This window comes from Methanimicrococcus blatticola (assembly GCF_004363215.1).
Classification (GTDB): Archaea; Halobacteriota; Methanosarcinia; order Methanosarcinales; family Methanosarcinaceae; genus Methanimicrococcus; species Methanimicrococcus blatticola.
Genome location: NZ_SNYS01000007.1, coordinates 153,810 through 171,101 on the forward strand (window position 1 = coordinate 153,810; position 17,292 = coordinate 171,101).

The window sequence follows — 17,292 nt, forward strand, 5'->3', positions numbered from 1 at the left end:
TTTGTAAAAATAGAAAACTTTTTATTGGTTTTTTGGGGAAAGGAAAGGATTAGTTCTTCAAATCGTCTCACTTCTTCTCAGGCACTTTCCGCTCTTCAATCGTCTCAATCAGATCTTCCGGCCCGCTCATTTTCACAAGTTCTTTTTTCTCGATGAACGCGGTGCTTTCAACGGATTTGACTTTGGAATTGCCGTTGATTAAGAAAACGGCATCTGTTTGCAAAACATCGGAGATGCTGCTCATCAAATGCGCGCGCTTGAGCGTGGAGGCGTTGTATTTGCTGACGCCTGTTAAAATGACGGAATTTTTGTCTTTGGAAACGGCGCGGAAAGGCGCGTGAGCGGTTTCTTTCACGTCAAAGCCGAGCGTTGAGACGTAAGTCAATAATTCATTTTCGGCGACGGTTTCTGAACTCGGCGGTTTGTTTTCGCCGGAAATTGAACCGCCGACTTTAACGGGATTCGGATTGGACGGTTCTGCCGTCGTTTTTTGGTTCATCAAAACCGTCGGGTTTAAAATATCAATCGGCTGCGCCAGTTCAATTTGAAGCAAATCTTCGAGAATTAAAACAGTATCAATTGACGCGTGCATTCCTTCTTCTTCATACTTGCTGATCGTGCGGCGGGAAACGCCGATGATGCCGGCAAGCGATCCGAGTGACAGGTTGTTTTCGATGCGCGCTTCTTTGAGTGCGTTGCCGTCAATCGGCACGTAAAGTCCGCCGGGTGATGCTGAGACTAATGGCGGGATGCCTTCGATGAAATAATCGTAAAATGTGTGAATGTTGACGGCTGTAATTTTGTAGCGCATATAAATGACGTTATCTTCCAGCGGCTGATCACGTGTTTTTTCGCCGATGACAAGCGGCGTTCCGCCGAGAATTTCTGAGAGAACGCGCATTTCGTTTGCGGTTTCTTCCGTCAAACCGTCGAGATTGAGTAAAATTTTGCATAAAAGCAAGGTGTCTCCTCGGCGGGCAGCAATATCAAAACTCCGGGGGCGAATATCGCAGCGGTCAGAGACCATAAACCCGGCGTGCCGAAGCACTTCAATTGTCTGGTCGACAAGGATATCTCGAGACATTCTGATTCCAAATTATGAATGCGGGTCTATATAAAAGTTCTTAAAAAGGAAAAAAGAAAATAAAAATAGAAACAAAATTAGAAGACAATAATTACCGGAAAATGCAATAATATAATAAGTTGAAAATTTAAATATGATTTTATGAAAAACACCGGTCGTTTACAAGAATTAAAAAACCGATTCAAAAATCTGTTATCGGGAGATATTTATCATATCGGTTTTGAAATCGGTATTCTTCTGAAAGGACTCAACGGCGTTTTTCAAATTGTCGGCGGCGTTTTAATGTTGTTTATGAGCCCGGCAAGAGTTCAGGAAATTATGGTTTGGCTGGCTCAAAGCGAATGGGCGGAGGAGCCGACCGATTCAATTGTCAAAATAATCATCGGGCTCAGTCAAAATTTCTCAATTGATCTTCAGAATTTTTTCATATTGTATCTTCTCTCACACGGAATTGCAAAATCATTCATCGTGTACGCACTTCTGAAACGAAAATTGTGGGCATATCCGCTTTCGATGATGCTTTTAATCGCGTTTATCATCTACCAGATTTACAAATACACGATTACACCGTCTGTATTTTTGATTCTGTTGACGATTTTTGATATTTTAATGATCGTGTTGACATACATCGAATACACCCGCGTGAAAAAAAGACAGCGAAGCGAGATAAAATTCAATGAAACAACCGATGAAAAGAGATGAAACAAAAGAAACAAAACCAATGAAACAAAACTGATGAAACAAAAGAAATAAAACCGATAAAACAAAAATGAAATAAAAATGAAATAAAAATAGCGCCCGATGCAGGATTTGAACTTGCGCTCTTCGAAGAAGAAGTGGTTTTCGAGACCACCGCCTTACCACTAGACTAACCGGGCATGAAAATACAATGAAAACTGAGAGAAAACAACTCAGCGTTCTTTGTTAATACTGTTTTTCATATAAATACTTTTAAGTTTTATGAAAAAACGAATAGTTTCACCTTGACACCTTTCAATATTTATCTGAAAATATTCATTGTTCAGACAGAAATTTAAAAAGGTTTATCATAGGATTGAAACATTTACTTCTTTCCAATTTATTGTAATTTTCTTTAAAATTCGGTGACATCATGGTTGTTGACGAAAAATGGAATAAAAAGTTAAAGGACTTCTTAAAGCGGTACCATCAGGACGACATTTTGGAACTCGCGAACAGCTATCCCGATAAGCGCAGCCTAACTGTCAATTACGACAAACTGGAAGTTTTCGACCGTGACATCGCGCGCGATTTGATGGAAGATCCCGAATCGGTGATTCTTTCTTTAGAATTCGCGCTTAAAGATATGGATTTGCCGACATCGAAAAACATGGAAAATGCGCACGTCCGCGTCATTAATATTCCGAACAGGATTCCGATTCGTGATTTGAGAAGCAAACACCTTTCTAAATTTATCGCCATTGAAGGCATGATTCGACGGGCAACGGAAGTCCGCCCGCGCATTACAAAAGCAGCATTTAAATGTATGCGCTGCGACACGATTACATATGTTGAGCAGCCCGGAAACAAATTAGATGAACCGTATTCCGGCTGTGAAAATGAAAACTGCGGCAAACGCGGCCCGTTCAAACTCGTGATTGAGCAATCCGAATTTATTGATTCCCAAAAAGGACAAATCCAGGAATCACCGGAAAGCCTTAAAGGCGGCTCGAATCCGCAAAGCATTGAAATCAATTTCAATGACGATTTGACGGGACAAATTTCCCCGGGTGACCGCGTGATTGTCAACGGCATTCTGCGATCCGTTCCGCGCGCGCTCCGTGAAGGGAAATCTACCTTTTATGACTTGGTTTTGGATGCCAATTCCATTGAACGTCTCGACCAGGAATACGACGAGCTTGACATTACCGCTGAAGAAGAAGAACAGATTTTAGAGCTCAGCCGCGACCCTGAAGTTTATGACAAAATTGTCGCGTCTATCGCGCCGACCATTTACGGCAACGAGCATGTGAAACGCGCGCTCATGTACCAGCTTTTCTCGGGCGTTGTTAAGCAGTTCCCGGACGGAACGCGAACAAGAGGCGATATTCACGTTATTCTTGTCGGTGACCCCGGTGTTGCAAAAAGTCAGTTGTTGAGATACATCGTCAAACTTTCTCCGCGCGGTGTTTTTGCATCCGGCAAAAGTGCTTCTGCGAGCGGTTTGACGGCAGCGGCTGTTAAAGATGACATGGGCGACGGACGCTGGACAATTGAAGGCGGCGCGCTTGTCATGGCTGACATGGGTATTGCGGCCGTTGACGAAATGGACAAAATGCGTGACGAAGATAAAAGTTCGCTTCACGAAGCCATGGAACAGCAAACCATCAGTATTGCAAAAGCCGGCATTATCGCAACCTTGAAATCAAGATGCGCATTGCTCGGCGCGGCAAATCCGGTTTACGGCCGTTTCAACCGTTATGAAAGTTTGGCGGATCAAATAGATATGCCGCCGGCACTTTTGTCCCGTTTCGATTTGATTTTCCTTTTACTCGATGTTCCCGAAAGCCAAATGGATACCAAAATCGCCGAACACGTTCTTCAAACCCATTACGCCGGCGAATTGATGCAGCACAAAAATAACATTTCCTCTTCCGATATTACGCAGGAATACATTGATTCGCAAATGACCAACGTCATTCCCGAAATTGATCCTGACCTGCTTCGAAAATACGTCGCGTATTCCAGAAGAAACGTGTACCCGATCATGGACGATGATGCCAGAATGCATTTGGTTGATTTTTATACCAGCCTCAGAAAGCAGGGCGAAGGCAAAAACACGCCCATTCCCGTGACCGCGCGTCAGTTAGAAGCACTGATCAGACTGGCCGAAGCAAGCGCCCGCGTTCGCCTCAGCAACCGCGTGACGATGGATGATGCGATCCGAACAACCGATATCACAATGGAATGCCTGAAAAATGTCGGTATTGACCCGACGACCGGCATGCTGGATGCAAGCATTATCAATTCCGGCGTCAGCCAATCCCAGCGAGACAAAATCGGCGTTGTAAAAGATATTATCCGAACAATTTCCGAGAGATCACAAGGCGGAGTCGCATCTCGAAAAGAAGTGCAGGCCGAAGCTGAAAAATCAGGAATCAGTGCTGAAGAGCTTGAAGTGTACATCCATAAAATGAGCAGCAAAGGGGACATTTACAGCCCGCCGGGATCTGACGGTTACAAACTTTCGAGTAAATAAGAAGGGTATAATGAAGAGGGAAATGAGGGAAAACATGTACGTTAAAACTTATAAAACCGAAAAACATTTCATGGTGGCGGCCTGTGACAAAGAGCTCATCGGCCAAACCCTTAAAAATGAAAAATGTGAAATCAAAGTCAACGCGTCATTTTATCAAGGCGAAGAAACAACGGAAGATGTTCTTGAAGATCTGCTGATGCGTGCGACAACCGCCAACCTGATCGGCCAAAAAGCAGTTGCCTGCGCAGTCAGATGCGGGATTGTTGATCCAAACACGGCAATCTACTTTGATGAAATTCCGCACGCATTGTATTTTACACTGTGATCAGACAGCAAAACAGAGTCAAAGCATTTAAATAATTCAAATTGAATCTTATCCAAAAAAAATGAAAGATAACGTCTGTTTTTTCGAAACGGCGGCATATAAAACCGGAACAGAAAAACCCTCATTTTTTGAATCAAAAACAGTAATTGATTTTCAATAATTTTCGATTGAACGCTTTTACATTTATTATTTAAATTATTATTTAAAATTAGAAGACAATTAACTTCAATAAACTAAATTAAAAAATACAAATAAAAACGCGAGGTCGCATAACTGCAGAATGTGACCGCCGTTTTTCAAAGAGTATTGCCTTTTCAGGTGATAGTGTGCAAACTGAAGAAATCAGAATCTTAGAACGAAATGAACTCATTTCTGCCGTTGTTGAAAAACACGAACGCTTAATTGCGGAATATCAGGCAGAATTCGATGCGCTGACAACAACTTCCACCGGTTTGGAAACGGAAATTGAAGACTTAAAAACGCGCATTGCCGATAATGAAGAAAAAACCGGTGTTTTTGACGAGAAAAAACACCACTCCGGTCATGAAGCGGCAGAAGAATTGAAGAAGTTGGACCTCAAGCCGATGGATGTTGAAAAGATCGAAGCCGGCATTACCGCTTTGAATTCCGACAAAACCTCCGACACCGCAGAGGAGAGAAAAGCCGTTTATGAAACATTACGCTCGGACATTAACGCAGCAGAAGGCGGCGACAAATCCGCACTTTTGGCAAAAATTGATGCCGCTTACCAAGCTTATGTTGAAGAATACACTTTAAAAGAAGCATTGGACGCTGACAAAAAACTCCTGGTTCAAAAACAGGGAGAAGTCACGGAAAACAAAAGAGCGGACTGGCTTTCCAGAAGAATTGACAGCCATAAAGAGTCCTTGGAATACTGGAAAGAGATGAAGTGAGGACTTAAAATGACTGAAGAAAATACAACTTATACGGAAACCCCGGTCGAAACAGAAAACGTTCCCGAAGCGGAAGCTGTTGCGGAGACCAACGCTGTTGCAGAGACTGAGGCCGTTGCAGAAGCAGACCCTGTCACTGAAACAGAATCGGAGCCTGTCACAGAAACGGAATCCGAATCTGTCGCAGAAGCTGAACAAACGACGGAAGCTCAATCTGAAACGCCCGCTGCCGAAGATAAAGTGGTCGTTGCAGATGAAATCGCTGCCGAAGAAAAGGCGGAAGAAGAAATTTTGAAGGAAAATAAAGAATCGGTTGAAAAGCGTTTGGAAGATTTGCAAGTTGCTGTTGCCAACATGACGGAGCAGGAAGCAAAAAGCAAGTCCAATCAACTCAGAAACACGCTTGAACACGATGAAAGAGCTTTGAAAGCGATTTTCCGCGAATTGAAAACTCACAGAGCTGACGGCGACGAATTAAAAACCAAAAGAGACGAATTAAACGCCCAGGTTCGCGAAATCTCAAAAACCGCGCAGGAAAGCCGTGCTAAGAGAGATGAAGTGAATCAGAGAATTGCGGTTTTGAAAGCGGAAAGAAGCAAGGAAATGGAACAAACCAAATCCAAATCTGATGAAATCAATCAGCTCAAAACCAAGAGAGACGAATACAATAAGATTTCAAAAGGCACGTATGACATTTTGATGAAAAACTACAGTGAGAATTTGAGAAAATTCCTTGAAGACGACATCAATTTGGATCACGAAAAGAATCTTTTCGAGCGTTTGACCGACCTCACAGAACGTGTCAAAGCAACAAAAGAAGCCAACGAACTTCACGGCAAGATTCAGGAAATTTACAACGAAAACAAAGGCATGTACACCAAAAGTGACGAGCTTTCCGCTGAAATCAAACAGCTTTCCGAAGAATCTCAGAAGTATCACGTTGAAATGATTGAAGTTTTCAGAAAAGTGGACGAGTTGAGAAAGGAAGCTGACGGCTACCACAAACGCCTCACCGAAAGATACGCTTTAATCAAGCCGACAACGGCAAAAATCGACCCGCTGAAGAAGAACATCGCAATCACCAGAAGAGAACTTGACATCTACTTAGACAGATTGAAAGACTTCCAAAATGAAAGAGATGAAAAGCGTGTCGACAAGATTCACTCCAATGCCCAGGAAAAATTAAAGAAGAACGGCCGCCTCAGTTTGGAAGACCTCGGCGCTTTGATTGAAAAAGGCGACATTGACTTTAACAAAGAATAAACGAATTCAAACAAATTCAAAAACGGAAACTTGTTTTCCGTTTCCTTTCTCTTTTTTGATATTATATCCGATACTTTAGATTTTATCAGAAATATTATAATAAATAATTGTATTTTATTTGCATTGATAAATAGCAATAGAACGAATAGGTTGATAAAATGCAAAAAGACGATTTTTTTAAATTTGAAAGCGAAACCCCGGATTTTCCCTTCTATAACGAGAATCCGCGCATAAGCACCGGAAAATGGACTGTAATGATATTATCAGTCATCTTAACATTGGTTTTGATTATGGTTTCGGATTTTCTTTCCGAATTAGGAACATTCAGAAGATTAGTGTATTTTATCATCCCGGTTCTCGGATTCGGATTTGCAATAAATTGGAAATACGGTTTAATCTGCAAAAAAATTAAAAAAAGTGATATTAAACTCATCGTGATATTATTAATTTCGCAACTCGCAGTTACACTTTTTTTGTCCACTGTTTTAACTTATTTGGGTATTGTCGCTCAAGATAATCCGGTTACTTCCGAATTAATGTTAATTTCAACATGGCTGATTTTTCCGCTTCAACTTTTCGGCGAAGAACTGATAAAAATTATACCATTTATCTTCTTTTTGACAGTGTTTTATCATTTCACAAAGAACAGAAAAATGAGCATTGTTATCGCAACCGTATTAACATTGATTCTCTTCGCTTTGCTTCATTTGCCGGCATATCAAAATCTCATCTCGGTTTTAGTTCTTCAAGGATTTTGTTCCATCTTCACGATGTACGGATATTTAAAAACAAAAAACATTTTCGTATCTTACGCAATTCATTTTTTGTTAGACACATTCATCTTCATGCTTGTGCTTATTTCGCCCTAACGCAAATGATGTAAAACCGATTAGACAGATTGTATAAAACAGATGATGTAAAACAGAATTCAATTGAGATGAAGTGAATTTTTAAAAAATAAATAAACGAACATAACCTGACAGAAGAATGAATGAAATAAATTTAAAAAAAGGATAGAAAGAAGAGTAAAATTACTCTTCTGCGGGTGCTGCATCTTCTGCCGGAGCTTCTTCTGCAACAGGTTCTTCTTCGGGTTCAAGGCCGAGCAATTTTTCAATTGATTTGTCGCCGTAGCCGATGAGTTTTGCGTTGATCTGGGAGGTGTCAACGGAAATTTCGTTGCCGCGGATGAACTTTCTTCTTCTCTGACCGTTGATTTTAGGGGAGAAACCGATACCGGATGCACCGAGAATTCTTCTTTTTGCAGGGCCGGGGAGGTCGCCTTTCATGACGAAACCGCTTTTGTCGGTACCGCCTGTGATTTTCATCTGGTAGCCGGGGAGACCGACGATTTCAGCGTCCAATTCCATGCCGATTGCTTTGCCCAACATGTCTTTTTCTTTTGCTGCGTCAAGTTCGATCTTGTAGGATTTACCTGTTTTCGGGTCTGCGAGGACCATTTTCATTGCCATTGATATAACTCCGTTAAATTGTTAATTTAATGAATGATTTAAATTTAAGTTAAGATTCCTTTCGAATACGAAAATAAAAAATGTATTCAAGCGAAATAATGAGTATAAAATTGAGCGTTTAAAACCGGATGCAATTGAGGTGAAATCAGTGAAAATGAGATCGGAGCCGAAAAATCCGATTCATAAGAAATCAAATACAAGGCAATCTGCCGGTTTGAAACAATTTTTCCGAGATAATAATACCGTCGTCGTGTATGGAGTAAATCGCTTCATCATTTATAAATGTTATTCGTAAAAACCGTGTCATTTTAAGGATGATTATATCGATTTCTCCCGAACATGCGCTAAAATGTTTTTTTGAAGCGCAAGACCGCCGGAAGCGATATGATCCGCCAAAACGAAATCATCCCATAGATCATTAATTTGAAGTTCCAAGTCTTCCAACGCTTTTTTGAAAGATTTATGGGAGGAGGAAATTTCAAAGAGAGAACTTTCGATAATGAAAAACCCTTCATTAAAATAAGCCGTTAAGGAAAGCGGTTTAAACAATTCCAATTTTGATTTGGAAGAAAACTGAAGCATTTCAAAATGGCCGCCTTCTTCCAAAATCCAAATTTTCGTCTGGTCCAAAACGCAATTGGTTTTCGTTTTATTTCGTTTGAAAGTGACAGCGGTTCTTTGGTTGCCGGTTTTTTTAGAAAGGCTGAACGTTCTTCGCGCCATTTTATCTCCAATTTTTTTTAAAATTTTATTTTGAAAATGAAAAAAATCAATTTGAATCATTTAATATTTCCAGTTTTTGTTTTTCAATTATTTCCATTTCCTGCTCGTAGATTTGATGAAGTCTGTCTTTCGTCAGCGGGCAATTAACCAAATCTTGTAATTGCGAAGAATTCAAATGAAGCTGCTTCATTAGACTTGACAAGAGTCGACCGCTGTATTCGGGATTGCCGTGACTGACCCGAGTTTTAAGAAAAGTATAACCGGATTCATCAACAAAATAATAATGTTTGTGGTCCCCGTTCCGAACTTCAATGAATCCTTTCTTTTTGAGTGCCGATTCGATTTCGCGACTTTTAAATCGCATCTTTTTCCCTCAAATATTTTTGAAGCAATTTCTTAAGCACAATGCCGCTTGATGCCAACCGTTTTTCATCAACTGAAACAAAGTCCTCCCAAAGATCATAAAATTGAATTTCAAGATCTAACAAAGCGTTTTTGAAAGATTTATCAAATGAGAATATTTCGAAGAGATCGCTTTCAACAATATATAAACCGTCATCAAAATAAACAGTCAATTCCAACGGATGAAGAAGAACTAAACGAGAATCAGCCGACAACTCCGAAATTTCAAAGATGTCACCATTTTTAGAAACAGAAACGGAATCATAGATCAGCAAATCTTGAACAGAATTTGCGCCTTTGAAAATTACAGGAAGATTTTCTGCAGAGTTTTCGGGAACTGTCAATGCCATACACCCGTATAGAAGATGATTATTAAAATAAATTTTTTAATTTTTTAAAATTTAAAAGTAAGAAAAAAATAAAAATAAAATATATCGAAATTACAAATTTCCAAAAAATGTTAAAAAATTAATAATTTCGATTCATAATGAGTTATTTCACCAAATTATTTATTTTCCCCAAAACGGTTTGTCTTTTCTGCGGATAGCAAGATATTTGTCAAGCGTTTCCTGTTCATCAGACGTTAATGTGTCAAAAATTTCAAACTCCAAAACTTTGGAATCGCTCTCGGGAATGTGAACGTATAAGATGTCTTCTTCCTTGATTTGGCGGCCGACCGTCACGCCGTCAATTGCCATTGCCACTTCCATGCCGACAGTTGCTTTCGGAATTTTTTTGCCGCTGAGTTCGAGACCTTTCACGGTTCCGACAACGGTTCCGTCGGGAAGCATGACTTCGGTGTTGTTTTTCACAACGCCCCCGAGAATGCGAACACCGACGACAGCCGGCTTGCTTTGTCTGAAAACGCAACCCGGCAAAATCTTAAACTGTCCAGGTTTGATAAGCGTGTCAGCTTGCAGTTGCTCTAACTCTTCTTCCTGTTCTTTGACAAAGTCCTGATATTCCTCTAAAATACGGTAAATAACATCGTTTTTAAAGATTTTAACATTGTGAGCAACCTTTTGTTCCATCAATTCCTCAGCGTCCGGATTAACTTTGACATTGAATGCCAAAATAACGGAATGCATCGGATCGTTGATGGTAGACGCTTCCATGATATCGCGTTTTGTAATGTCGCCGACTTCCGCTTTTTGAATCATGACATCCGCTTTCTTAAATTCGTGAACCATCGCTTCCAAAGAGCCGATTGTGTCGGCTTTAATCATAACGCCGTCGGTATCTGTTTGAATTTGAACATCATCAATTTCGGATTTGACTTTTTCAATCACTTCATCCAATGTTTCAGGCGTTGCCTGAATGACGGGCGCGCCGGCAAGCGCGTCACCGATATCGGGCGCGGAAATTTTAACACCGGCCGCAGCCGTTACTTTCGGAATCGGCTGGAATTTGCTCTCGTATCGGATTTCGCTGAGTTCACGCGGTTTTAACAACGCTCTGACTTTCGTGACAATCGGCTCACCCAGGCAGCCGATGACAATCGTATCGCCTTTTTGAAGAGAGCCGTCATATAAAATCACGTCAACCGTTGTTCCGAGACCCTTTTCTTCCTTAACTTCCAAAACGGTACCGACTCCGGGACCGTTGACATCATAATGAAGAGAAGATTCCAAGAAACGCTGTGCCAAACCGAGAAGCACCATTAAAACGTCCGGAATACCCTCGCCGGTCAACCCGCTGATCGGAACGACACCAAGCGTTTTCTGGAAATCCGTGACGCGATCAAAGCGGTCGGCACTGAATCCTTGCTCATAAAGGTGGCCGATGACATCATAAAATTTCTGTTCGAAAATGCCCTGAACTTCGGGCGTTTGTTTTTTGTAAGTGGATAAGAAAGATTCTCCCGGATGGGATTTCCAGTTAAGGATTCTGTCAATTTTATTCGTAACGACAATAAAAGGTGTCTTAAAGCGTTTGAGAATGTTCAAACTTTCAATGGTTTGCGGCTTGAATCCTTCATTAATGTCAACGACAACGATTGCCAAATCGGCAAGAGATCCGCCGCGGCTTCGAAGTGTTGTAAAAGCATGGTGACCGGGCGTATCAATAAACAAAAGTCCGGGGACGATAAATTTGTCAGCCAAACGCTTGTCCCCGCATTTTTCAACAATCACATCAATCGGCACTTCCGTTGCGCCGATGTGTTGCGTAATCGCGCCCGCTTCACCCTTAACGATAGCCGTTCCGCGAATTTGATCTAAAAGCGTGGTTTTGCCGTGGTCGACGTGTCCCATCACGCAAACAATCGGCGTTCTTAAATTCTTATTCTCCTCTGCCATAAAAATCACCTCAACCGAAAGCGAAACAACCGCGCCGGCGAATAATCAAAATTGAGTCAGGTTCGCTGCTTCGCACCGCCCTGAAATCAAAACTCTATTTGAATGAAATTTGGAATATACGATAAAGTATGCCTTCGAAGTATAAAAATCTTTGAAACGGCAACGTATCGAATTACTGAAACAGAATAACAGCAACGGCTTTCCGATATAAAAAAGTCACTGTTCACGGCATTGAGATAAAAATGCAAATGAGAGGCAAATGAGAAACAAATGAGAGGCAAATGAGAGGCAAACGAGCGGAAAAAGAGAGGAAAAATAAACGCTGAAAAAAGAAAGCATTTAAAATGCCGGAACAAGCCGGCATTAAACACCCATTGAAAAATTTAAAAAATCAAATTGCAGTCCAGCCGCCGTCAATGTTAAGCAGCTGTCCGGTTGTGTATGTTGACGCGTCTGATGCGAAATAAATAATCGCGCCGTCCAATTCGCCGGCTTTTCCGGCACGGCCCATCGGACAATATGTATCCAAAATTTTTGTAAATTCTTCTGCTTTCAAAATATCGCTTGTCATTTCGGATTCGAAATAAGCAGGGCCGATGGCATTAACGGTAATTCCTTCACGCGCCCATTCGTTTGCAAGCGCTTTTGTCATCATGAAAACAGCGCCCTTTGTGGTCGCGTAAGCCGTCATCATTTTTGAGAAAGGCATGGCGACTCTGGAATGGATTGATCCCAAATTGATGATTCTGCCGTATTTGTTCTTTCGCATTATTTTGCCGACTTCGCGGGCAAAGAAATAAACGCCGTCGATGTTGGTCTTCATCATTCTGTCCCAAACCTCATCCGACATCGTGTCTGCCGCCTCGCCGATTCCGAGACCGGCATTGTTTATCAAAATGTCAACCGTTCCGTAATGGTCAACGATTGCAGAAACCGCTGTTTTGACGGATTCCGAATCGGTCACATCACAAATCTGCGTGAATACTTCCATGCCTTTAGATTCCAATTCTTTTTTAACGTCTTCTAATTTATCAGCCCTTCTTGCAACCAAAGCAAGTTTTGCGCCCTGATTTCCTAAAGCGTTTGCGAATTGTACGCCTAAACCGCTGGAAGCGCCGGTGACAATCGCGACTTTACCTGTCAGATCAAAATAGTTTTTCATAATGATAAACCTCCGAATTTATCATTATTAAACGGTACATTAAATAAGTTTGCATTTTTAAAAAGCAAAGAATGACAAATAAAGAAAGAGAATCAGGCAATTAAATTTAGGGGTAAATTTAGGGACAAGTTCAAAAAAATGATGTTGCTCACGCGTGCAGCCGCCTGAAACAAAAAAAAGAAATAAAAACGAAAAAGTGAGCCGAATAATTCAGCTCAAATAAATCAAAAAAATTATTCGTAAAGACAGTCGTCGTCGCATCTCTTGTAAGTCAAGGGAGCGCAGTCACCGAAGTGGATCTTGATTTCACGTGCTGCTGCCTCGGGGGAGTCGGATGCGTGGACAAGATTTCTGCCGGTGTCGACTGCAAAGTCACCGCGGATGGTGCCGGGTGCGGCTTCTGCGGGTTTTGTTGCGCCGTTGATGGCACGCATGATCTTGATAGAGTCGTTTCCTTCAACGATCAAAGACAAAGACGGAGCGGAAGTAATGAATTCGACAAGACCTGCGAAAAACGGTCTTTCGGCGTGTTCTGCATAGTGCTCTTTGGCTTTGGCTTCTTCCATGACGGCAAACTTCATGCCGACGATTTTAAGGCCTTTTTTCTCGATTCTGCCGAGAACTTCGCCCATCAAACCGCGTGCAACGCCGTCGGGTTTAATCATAACATATGTTTGTTCCATAAAAAATCACCATTCATGAATGTAGAATTAATAGAATAAGTAAAAATAAAAATAAAAAACAGAAAATAAGTCAAAGACTTACTTTCTCTTCTGTTCGGCGCGGCCCTTTTCGGTCCAGATTGTTTTTCTCGGGAGTCTTCCCATTGTCAAATTGTTTTGGCATTTGGAAGAGCATAAGAAAAATGTTGCGCCGTCTTTCTTGACGTAGAGTTTACCGGTACCGGGTTCAACCATTTTCCCGCAAAAACTGCATTTTCTTTGTTCCATTTTGAATCACCGATTATCTCATGCTTAATTTCTTGGCTTCACGTGATGTTTCAATCAACATCAAAATATCGCCGACGCGGACAGGACCGACACAGTTTCTTGTGATGACACGGCCTTTGTCACGACCTTCTAAAATTTTGCACTGGATCTGACTGGCTTCACCGTGCATACCGGTGTTTCCGATGATTTCAATCACTTCGGCCGGAAAACCGTTTGCGTTGTTAAATTCTTCTGCCATAATTCATCTCTCCTATTTGCTTGCGCTTAAAATCAGTTTTTGAGAGCGGCAGCCTTCTGTGCGACATCGTCAACCAATTCGGATGCTTTGCCTGCGTCTGTGATTGCGACAGCGGCGCAGCCGACGGTGAGACCGCATGCGGCACCGAGGTCTTTCTGTTCTTTAACGAAAATATATGCGGCACCCTTTTCTTCACAGAGCGGGCCGAGGTGAGCAATGATTTCAACGGGTTCAACGTTTTCAGCAATGACAACGAGCTTTGCAGTTCCTCTTTCGATGGTTTTGGTTGCTTCGTTGGTGCCTTTCTTAATTTTACCGCCGTCTCTTGCTGCTTCCACAGCTTCTAATGCGCTCTTTTGAAGTTCTTCAGGGGCTTCGAATTTTGCAATTGCCATATAAATCAATCTCCTTCAAGCCGGCAGTTTTTCAGAATTAACGTTTGAGAGGCAAAGCCTGCACAAAACGAAAAAGAGAAAACAACTCCCAACTTTCATTATTCATAGTTGTTTTATTGACTAAAATCTTGAATCGTAATTGAATTTGCTTAATTGATTTAAGCATCTGTAATCGAAATCAAGTCTCAGATTAAAACAGATTTTAGAGGCAAATATCGGATATAAAGGTTTCTGAAAAACTGATTTTGTTTTTTAAATCATTTAAATTCTTGTTTAATTAAATTCTTGTTTAATCAAACTCTTGTTTAATCATGATACCAAATATCTTCATTTTTCAATAGTAAAAACAAACCGCTTACACTTTTTAAAAATAAAAATCAAACAGCTCACACTTTTCAAAAATAAAAATCAAACAGCTCACACTTTTCAAAAATAAAAATCAAACAGCTCACACTTTTCAAAAATAAAAATCAAATTGCTTACACTTTTCAAAAATAAAAATCAAACAGCTTACGCTTTTTCAAAAAATAAAAACAAAAAAGAATCCGCTCCTTTCGGAACGGAAAGCAAAAATAAATTAAATATTAATAAAATCCGATCAGGCGGTGCTGTTTGCCTGCTTTGTATGAGTGGAAATCAACTGGTACAAAGCATTTGTATCTTTCATGAAAGTTGTGTAGTCGGAACCGTCAACATATGTTTTCATGACATTGCCTTCTTCGGTGATGGTGAATTCAACACCTTCAGTCGCGTTTGCCGCGAGATTGCGGACATCCTGCTTCATGGCGTCATTCGGGTTGAGAATGATGGATTCCAACTGGAAAGCAAGCGTGAATGTCGTTGTGTTGACATATTGGGACGAGCGCTGATAATATTTGTCATAGTCGCTGCCGTCATTTGCTTTGTAAACGATGATTTCATCATAGGTTTCCGTATCGTCGGCGTGAGCCAAAATGTCGTTCAAATTTGTAGAACCGGACGCTTTGCCTTCGAAAACGTCAACAGCTTTCTTGGCCAAAGTGTTTTCAGTGTAATTGAAGAAAGAAGCGATAACAATCGGACTGCCTGCAATAACACGCTGGTACGGGCTGATAAAGACAATGTTGTATCCTTCATAATCATCGTATTGCGGTTTGCTGTTGTTGATGACCATGCTGACGTTGCTTTCATTCTCAACCGGATAATATTCCAACATTCCGGTTTGGTAAGAAGCGGTCATCACTTTAGAAGAAACGGCTCCCGGGAAATTTTCCTGAACCTTTTGATCAATTGTATCATTGCTGTAGATTTTAAGAATATTAATGCTCAAAACACCTTCAGGGACATGCTGTGCGCCGTCTTTTGCATTCTTAAACGTAAAATTTGTGTGCGTTCCGGGAATATCTGTGAAAGGATATTCTGTTGTTGTGTTATCGTCGCCGGTTAAACTGTCCCAGCCGTAAAGAATTCCGACAAAAACGGCGGAGCCGACCATGATAAGGATGGCGAAAATGGCACCGAATTTAATCCATTTGTTTTTTTCTTCTTGCATAATTACACCTTAATAAAAAATGAATTTGAAAAATTTGAAAAATAATGAAAGCCTCGAATCAAGTTGAATAAACCTTTCACCCATGTAAACTATACAGCAAAATCATTTTTCTCCTATAAAAATATTGACTTGTGAAAAACAATAAAAAGAGACTCCGACAAGAGTTAATGATGAAAAATAAAAAGGGGGGAATTATTCCCCTTTGTAGATTTGAATGGCTTCTTCAATCGGAACGCGTTTGATGGTCAGCGCGTTGATGGCATTGCACATGCGGACAGCTTCATCCAACGGTTTTTGGTGAATGTTTCTGCCGGTTGCGTTTCCTGCGGCTCCGCTGACGTTTAACTGTTTGTACAATTCTCTTAAGAAATCTTCGGGAGCGGCGTTGGATCCGCCGGCGCAGACGACTTTTGTTCTGCCTGCTGCCTGAACCGCTTCTTTGAGCAAAATCGCAGAGTCCTGTCCGTCTTTTGAGCGCGGCGCGTTGACTTTAACAAAATCAGAGTTCAAACAAGCAGCGACGCCGGTTGCGCCTGCGATGAGATGAGCGTCTTTTTCATCAATCACAGCTTGGCCGCGGGGATAAATCCATAAAACGGTGAGGAGACCGAATCTGTGGCATTCGTAAATCAGTTGCGCGGCTTCGGCAAGCATGTCGGATTCATATTCGCTGCCGAGATAAATGGTGTAGCCGACACCGACAATGTTGAGGCCGCTGTTTTCTTTAAATTCCATCAGCTGGTCAACGCTGTACAATTGACCGCTGTAAGGATCGGCTTGTGAGGTTTTGACGAGATGTGTTTTAGAATTCATTTTGACCAAATAGGCCAAGTCGGGATAATCCATGCCGTAGCGTGCGATTAATCCGAGCTGCGTTGCGAAAACACCGATTTCGGCATTTTGCGCGATTCTGAATAAGTGTTCGGGATCGTTGTCTTCTGCGGGAATATCATCGCCGTAAAAGTCATCGTTTAAGTGTTCAATTTTCTGGTCGCCTGCAAAAAGCATTAAACGGCCTGTGTTTTGTGTTGCGCGGAGATAATTGGCGATATAATCATCACGAAAATCAGCGAGCACATCTAACGGAACTAAAACGTCTTTCTCTGTTATCATAAACATCTTCAACCTCAAGTCTAAGAATCGAAATAGAAATAGAAAATTTTGAGATATGGACTAAAGGAAGATTAGATTATTAAGGTTTTGGAAAAAAGAATAAAAGAGAAGCGCCGCCGATAAATCCAAATTTATTTCAAACGACAAAGATTAAACATTATTAAAATTGATGAAAGCTGTTGAATTAAAACTGCCGAAAGCTGCTG

The 17,292-nt window shown here is 41.2% G+C and carries 19 protein-coding genes and 1 tRNA gene; 6 read left to right on the forward strand and 14 right to left on the reverse strand.

The annotated features are described in order from the left end of the window. Nucleotides 1-67: 67 nt before the first annotated feature. A complete protein-coding gene (locus C7391_RS03960; RefSeq protein ID WP_133517260.1) occupies nucleotides 68-1,084 on the reverse strand; it encodes a transcriptional regulator in 1,017 nt (338 codons plus the stop codon). A 141-nt stretch (nucleotides 1,085-1,225) separates the two neighbouring features. On the opposite strand from C7391_RS03960, the gene C7391_RS03965 reads away from it, so the two are divergent. After that, nucleotides 1,226-1,786 (forward strand): DUF2127 domain-containing protein, encoded by a 561-nt coding sequence (locus C7391_RS03965; protein ID WP_133517261.1) that lies wholly within the window; start codon nucleotides 1,226-1,228, stop codon nucleotides 1,784-1,786. 93 nt (nucleotides 1,787-1,879) lie between these two features. Here the strand turns inward: C7391_RS03965 and C7391_RS03970 are convergent. After that, nucleotides 1,880-1,962: transfer RNA gene (locus tag C7391_RS03970), tRNA-Ser, on the reverse strand. A gap of 233 nt (nucleotides 1,963-2,195) precedes the next feature. Here C7391_RS03970 and C7391_RS03975 point away from each other — a divergent pair. The 5 genes from C7391_RS03975 to C7391_RS03995 all read left to right on the forward strand — a co-directional run bounded on the left by C7391_RS03975 (nucleotide 2,196) and on the right by C7391_RS03995 (nucleotide 7,672). After that, on the forward strand, nucleotides 2,196-4,301 hold the full coding sequence (locus C7391_RS03975) for a minichromosome maintenance protein MCM (protein WP_223610984.1): 2,106 nt from the start codon (nucleotides 2,196-2,198) through the stop codon (nucleotides 4,299-4,301). A gap of 34 nt (nucleotides 4,302-4,335) precedes the next feature. After that, nucleotides 4,336-4,626, forward strand: a complete 291-nt coding sequence (locus C7391_RS03980) for a DUF424 domain-containing protein (RefSeq protein ID WP_166627399.1) — start codon at nucleotides 4,336-4,338, stop codon at nucleotides 4,624-4,626. Nucleotides 4,627-4,952: 326 nt separating this feature from the next. Then, nucleotides 4,953-5,540, forward strand: a complete 588-nt coding sequence (locus tag C7391_RS03985) for a hypothetical protein (RefSeq protein WP_133517264.1) — start codon at nucleotides 4,953-4,955, stop codon at nucleotides 5,538-5,540. A gap of 9 nt (nucleotides 5,541-5,549) precedes the next feature. Then, nucleotides 5,550-6,803 carry a coiled-coil protein gene (locus tag C7391_RS03990; RefSeq protein WP_133517265.1) on the forward strand — a complete coding sequence of 418 codons (1,254 nt, stop codon included), beginning with the start codon at nucleotides 5,550-5,552 and terminating at the stop codon, nucleotides 6,801-6,803. Nucleotides 6,804-7,057: 254 nt separating this feature from the next. Next, nucleotides 7,058-7,672 carry a CPBP family glutamic-type intramembrane protease gene (locus C7391_RS03995; RefSeq protein WP_133517266.1) on the forward strand — a complete coding sequence of 205 codons (615 nt, stop codon included), beginning with the start codon at nucleotides 7,058-7,060 and terminating at the stop codon, nucleotides 7,670-7,672. A gap of 162 nt (nucleotides 7,673-7,834) precedes the next feature. On the opposite strand, the gene C7391_RS04000 is transcribed toward C7391_RS03995, so the two are convergent. The 12 genes from C7391_RS04000 to C7391_RS04055 form a co-directional block, all read right to left on the reverse strand. Beyond that, a complete protein-coding gene (locus C7391_RS04000; protein WP_133517267.1) occupies nucleotides 7,835-8,275 on the reverse strand; it encodes a 30S ribosomal protein S6e in 441 nt (146 codons plus the stop codon). 318 nt (nucleotides 8,276-8,593) lie between these two features. Then, complete coding sequence (locus C7391_RS04005) at nucleotides 8,594-8,998, reverse strand: hypothetical protein (protein WP_133517268.1); 405 nt, start codon at nucleotides 8,996-8,998, stop codon at nucleotides 8,594-8,596. A 46-nt stretch (nucleotides 8,999-9,044) separates the two neighbouring features. Further along, complete coding sequence (locus tag C7391_RS04010; protein ID WP_133517269.1) at nucleotides 9,045-9,362, reverse strand: type II toxin-antitoxin system HicA family toxin; 318 nt, start codon at nucleotides 9,360-9,362, stop codon at nucleotides 9,045-9,047. Further along, nucleotides 9,352-9,750 (reverse strand): hypothetical protein, encoded by a 399-nt coding sequence (locus C7391_RS04015; protein WP_133517270.1) that lies wholly within the window; start codon nucleotides 9,748-9,750, stop codon nucleotides 9,352-9,354. Before C7391_RS04015 ends, C7391_RS04010 begins: the two co-directional genes overlap by 11 nt. Nucleotides 9,751-9,909: 159 nt before the next feature. Next, nucleotides 9,910-11,697: a translation initiation factor IF-2 gene (infB, locus tag C7391_RS04020; RefSeq protein WP_133517271.1), complete on the reverse strand. Its 1,788-nt coding sequence runs from the start codon at nucleotides 11,695-11,697 to the stop codon at nucleotides 9,910-9,912. Nucleotides 11,698-12,088: 391 nt separating this feature from the next. Then, nucleotides 12,089-12,859, reverse strand: coding sequence for an SDR family oxidoreductase (locus tag C7391_RS04025; RefSeq protein WP_133517272.1), 771 nt, complete (start codon nucleotides 12,857-12,859; stop codon nucleotides 12,089-12,091). Between the two features lie 233 nt (nucleotides 12,860-13,092). Beyond that, nucleotides 13,093-13,542 carry a nucleoside-diphosphate kinase gene (ndk, locus tag C7391_RS04030; protein ID WP_133517273.1) on the reverse strand — a complete coding sequence of 150 codons (450 nt, stop codon included), beginning with the start codon at nucleotides 13,540-13,542 and terminating at the stop codon, nucleotides 13,093-13,095. Nucleotides 13,543-13,620: 78 nt separating this feature from the next. Then, entirely contained in the window at nucleotides 13,621-13,809 is a 189-nt protein-coding gene (locus C7391_RS04035; RefSeq protein ID WP_133517274.1) for a 50S ribosomal protein L24e, read from the reverse strand. 13 nt (nucleotides 13,810-13,822) lie between these two features. Beyond that, nucleotides 13,823-14,047 carry a 30S ribosomal protein S28e gene (locus C7391_RS04040; RefSeq protein ID WP_133517275.1) on the reverse strand — a complete coding sequence of 75 codons (225 nt, stop codon included), beginning with the start codon at nucleotides 14,045-14,047 and terminating at the stop codon, nucleotides 13,823-13,825. Nucleotides 14,048-14,079: 32 nt separating this feature from the next. Further along, a complete protein-coding gene (gene rpl7ae / locus C7391_RS04045; RefSeq protein WP_133517276.1) occupies nucleotides 14,080-14,442 on the reverse strand; it encodes a 50S ribosomal protein L7Ae in 363 nt (120 codons plus the stop codon). A 598-nt stretch (nucleotides 14,443-15,040) separates the two neighbouring features. Then, the gene (locus tag C7391_RS04050) at nucleotides 15,041-15,973 is read right to left on the reverse strand and encodes a hypothetical protein (protein ID WP_133517277.1); all 933 of its coding nucleotides are present in this window, start codon (nucleotides 15,971-15,973) and stop codon (nucleotides 15,041-15,043) included. A 192-nt stretch (nucleotides 15,974-16,165) separates the two neighbouring features. Next, nucleotides 16,166-17,092, reverse strand: coding sequence for an aldolase (locus C7391_RS04055; protein WP_133517278.1), 927 nt, complete (start codon nucleotides 17,090-17,092; stop codon nucleotides 16,166-16,168). Between the last annotated feature and the right edge of the window lie 200 nt (nucleotides 17,093-17,292).

Excerpts from the sequence above, each read along its gene's own strand:
- C7391_RS03960 (WP_133517260.1), bottom strand. The coding sequence starts at position 1,084 with ATGTCTCGAGATATCCTTGTCGACCAGACAATTGAAGTGCTTCGGCAC.
- C7391_RS03965 (WP_133517261.1), top strand. The coding sequence starts at position 1,226 with ATGAAAAACACCGGTCGTTTACAAGAATTAAAAAACCGATTCAAAAAT.
- C7391_RS03975 (WP_223610984.1), top strand. The coding sequence starts at position 2,196 with ATGGTTGTTGACGAAAAATGGAATAAAAAGTTAAAGGACTTCTTAAAG.
- C7391_RS03980 (WP_166627399.1), top strand. The coding sequence starts at position 4,336 with ATGTACGTTAAAACTTATAAAACCGAAAAACATTTCATGGTGGCGGCC.
- C7391_RS03990 (WP_133517265.1), top strand. The coding sequence starts at position 5,550 with ATGACTGAAGAAAATACAACTTATACGGAAACCCCGGTCGAAACAGAA.
- C7391_RS03995 (WP_133517266.1), top strand. The coding sequence starts at position 7,058 with ATGATATTATCAGTCATCTTAACATTGGTTTTGATTATGGTTTCGGAT.
- C7391_RS04000 (WP_133517267.1), bottom strand. The coding sequence starts at position 8,275 with ATGGCAATGAAAATGGTCCTCGCAGACCCGAAAACAGGTAAATCCTAC.
- C7391_RS04005 (WP_133517268.1), bottom strand. The coding sequence starts at position 8,998 with ATGGCGCGAAGAACGTTCAGCCTTTCTAAAAAAACCGGCAACCAAAGA.
- C7391_RS04010 (WP_133517269.1), bottom strand. The coding sequence starts at position 9,362 with ATGCGATTTAAAAGTCGCGAAATCGAATCGGCACTCAAAAAGAAAGGA.
- C7391_RS04015 (WP_133517270.1), bottom strand. The coding sequence starts at position 9,750 with ATGGCATTGACAGTTCCCGAAAACTCTGCAGAAAATCTTCCTGTAATT.
- infB (WP_133517271.1), bottom strand. The coding sequence starts at position 11,697 with ATGGCAGAGGAGAATAAGAATTTAAGAACGCCGATTGTTTGCGTGATG.
- C7391_RS04025 (WP_133517272.1), bottom strand. The coding sequence starts at position 12,859 with ATGAAAAACTATTTTGATCTGACAGGTAAAGTCGCGATTGTCACCGGC.
- ndk (WP_133517273.1), bottom strand. The coding sequence starts at position 13,542 with ATGGAACAAACATATGTTATGATTAAACCCGACGGCGTTGCACGCGGT.
- C7391_RS04035 (WP_133517274.1), bottom strand. The coding sequence starts at position 13,809 with ATGGAACAAAGAAAATGCAGTTTTTGCGGGAAAATGGTTGAACCCGGT.
- C7391_RS04040 (WP_133517275.1), bottom strand. The coding sequence starts at position 14,047 with ATGGCAGAAGAATTTAACAACGCAAACGGTTTTCCGGCCGAAGTGATT.
- rpl7ae (WP_133517276.1), bottom strand. The coding sequence starts at position 14,442 with ATGGCAATTGCAAAATTCGAAGCCCCTGAAGAACTTCAAAAGAGCGCA.
- C7391_RS04050 (WP_133517277.1), bottom strand. The coding sequence starts at position 15,973 with ATGCAAGAAGAAAAAAACAAATGGATTAAATTCGGTGCCATTTTCGCC.
- C7391_RS04055 (WP_133517278.1), bottom strand. The coding sequence starts at position 17,092 with ATGTTTATGATAACAGAGAAAGACGTTTTAGTTCCGTTAGATGTGCTC.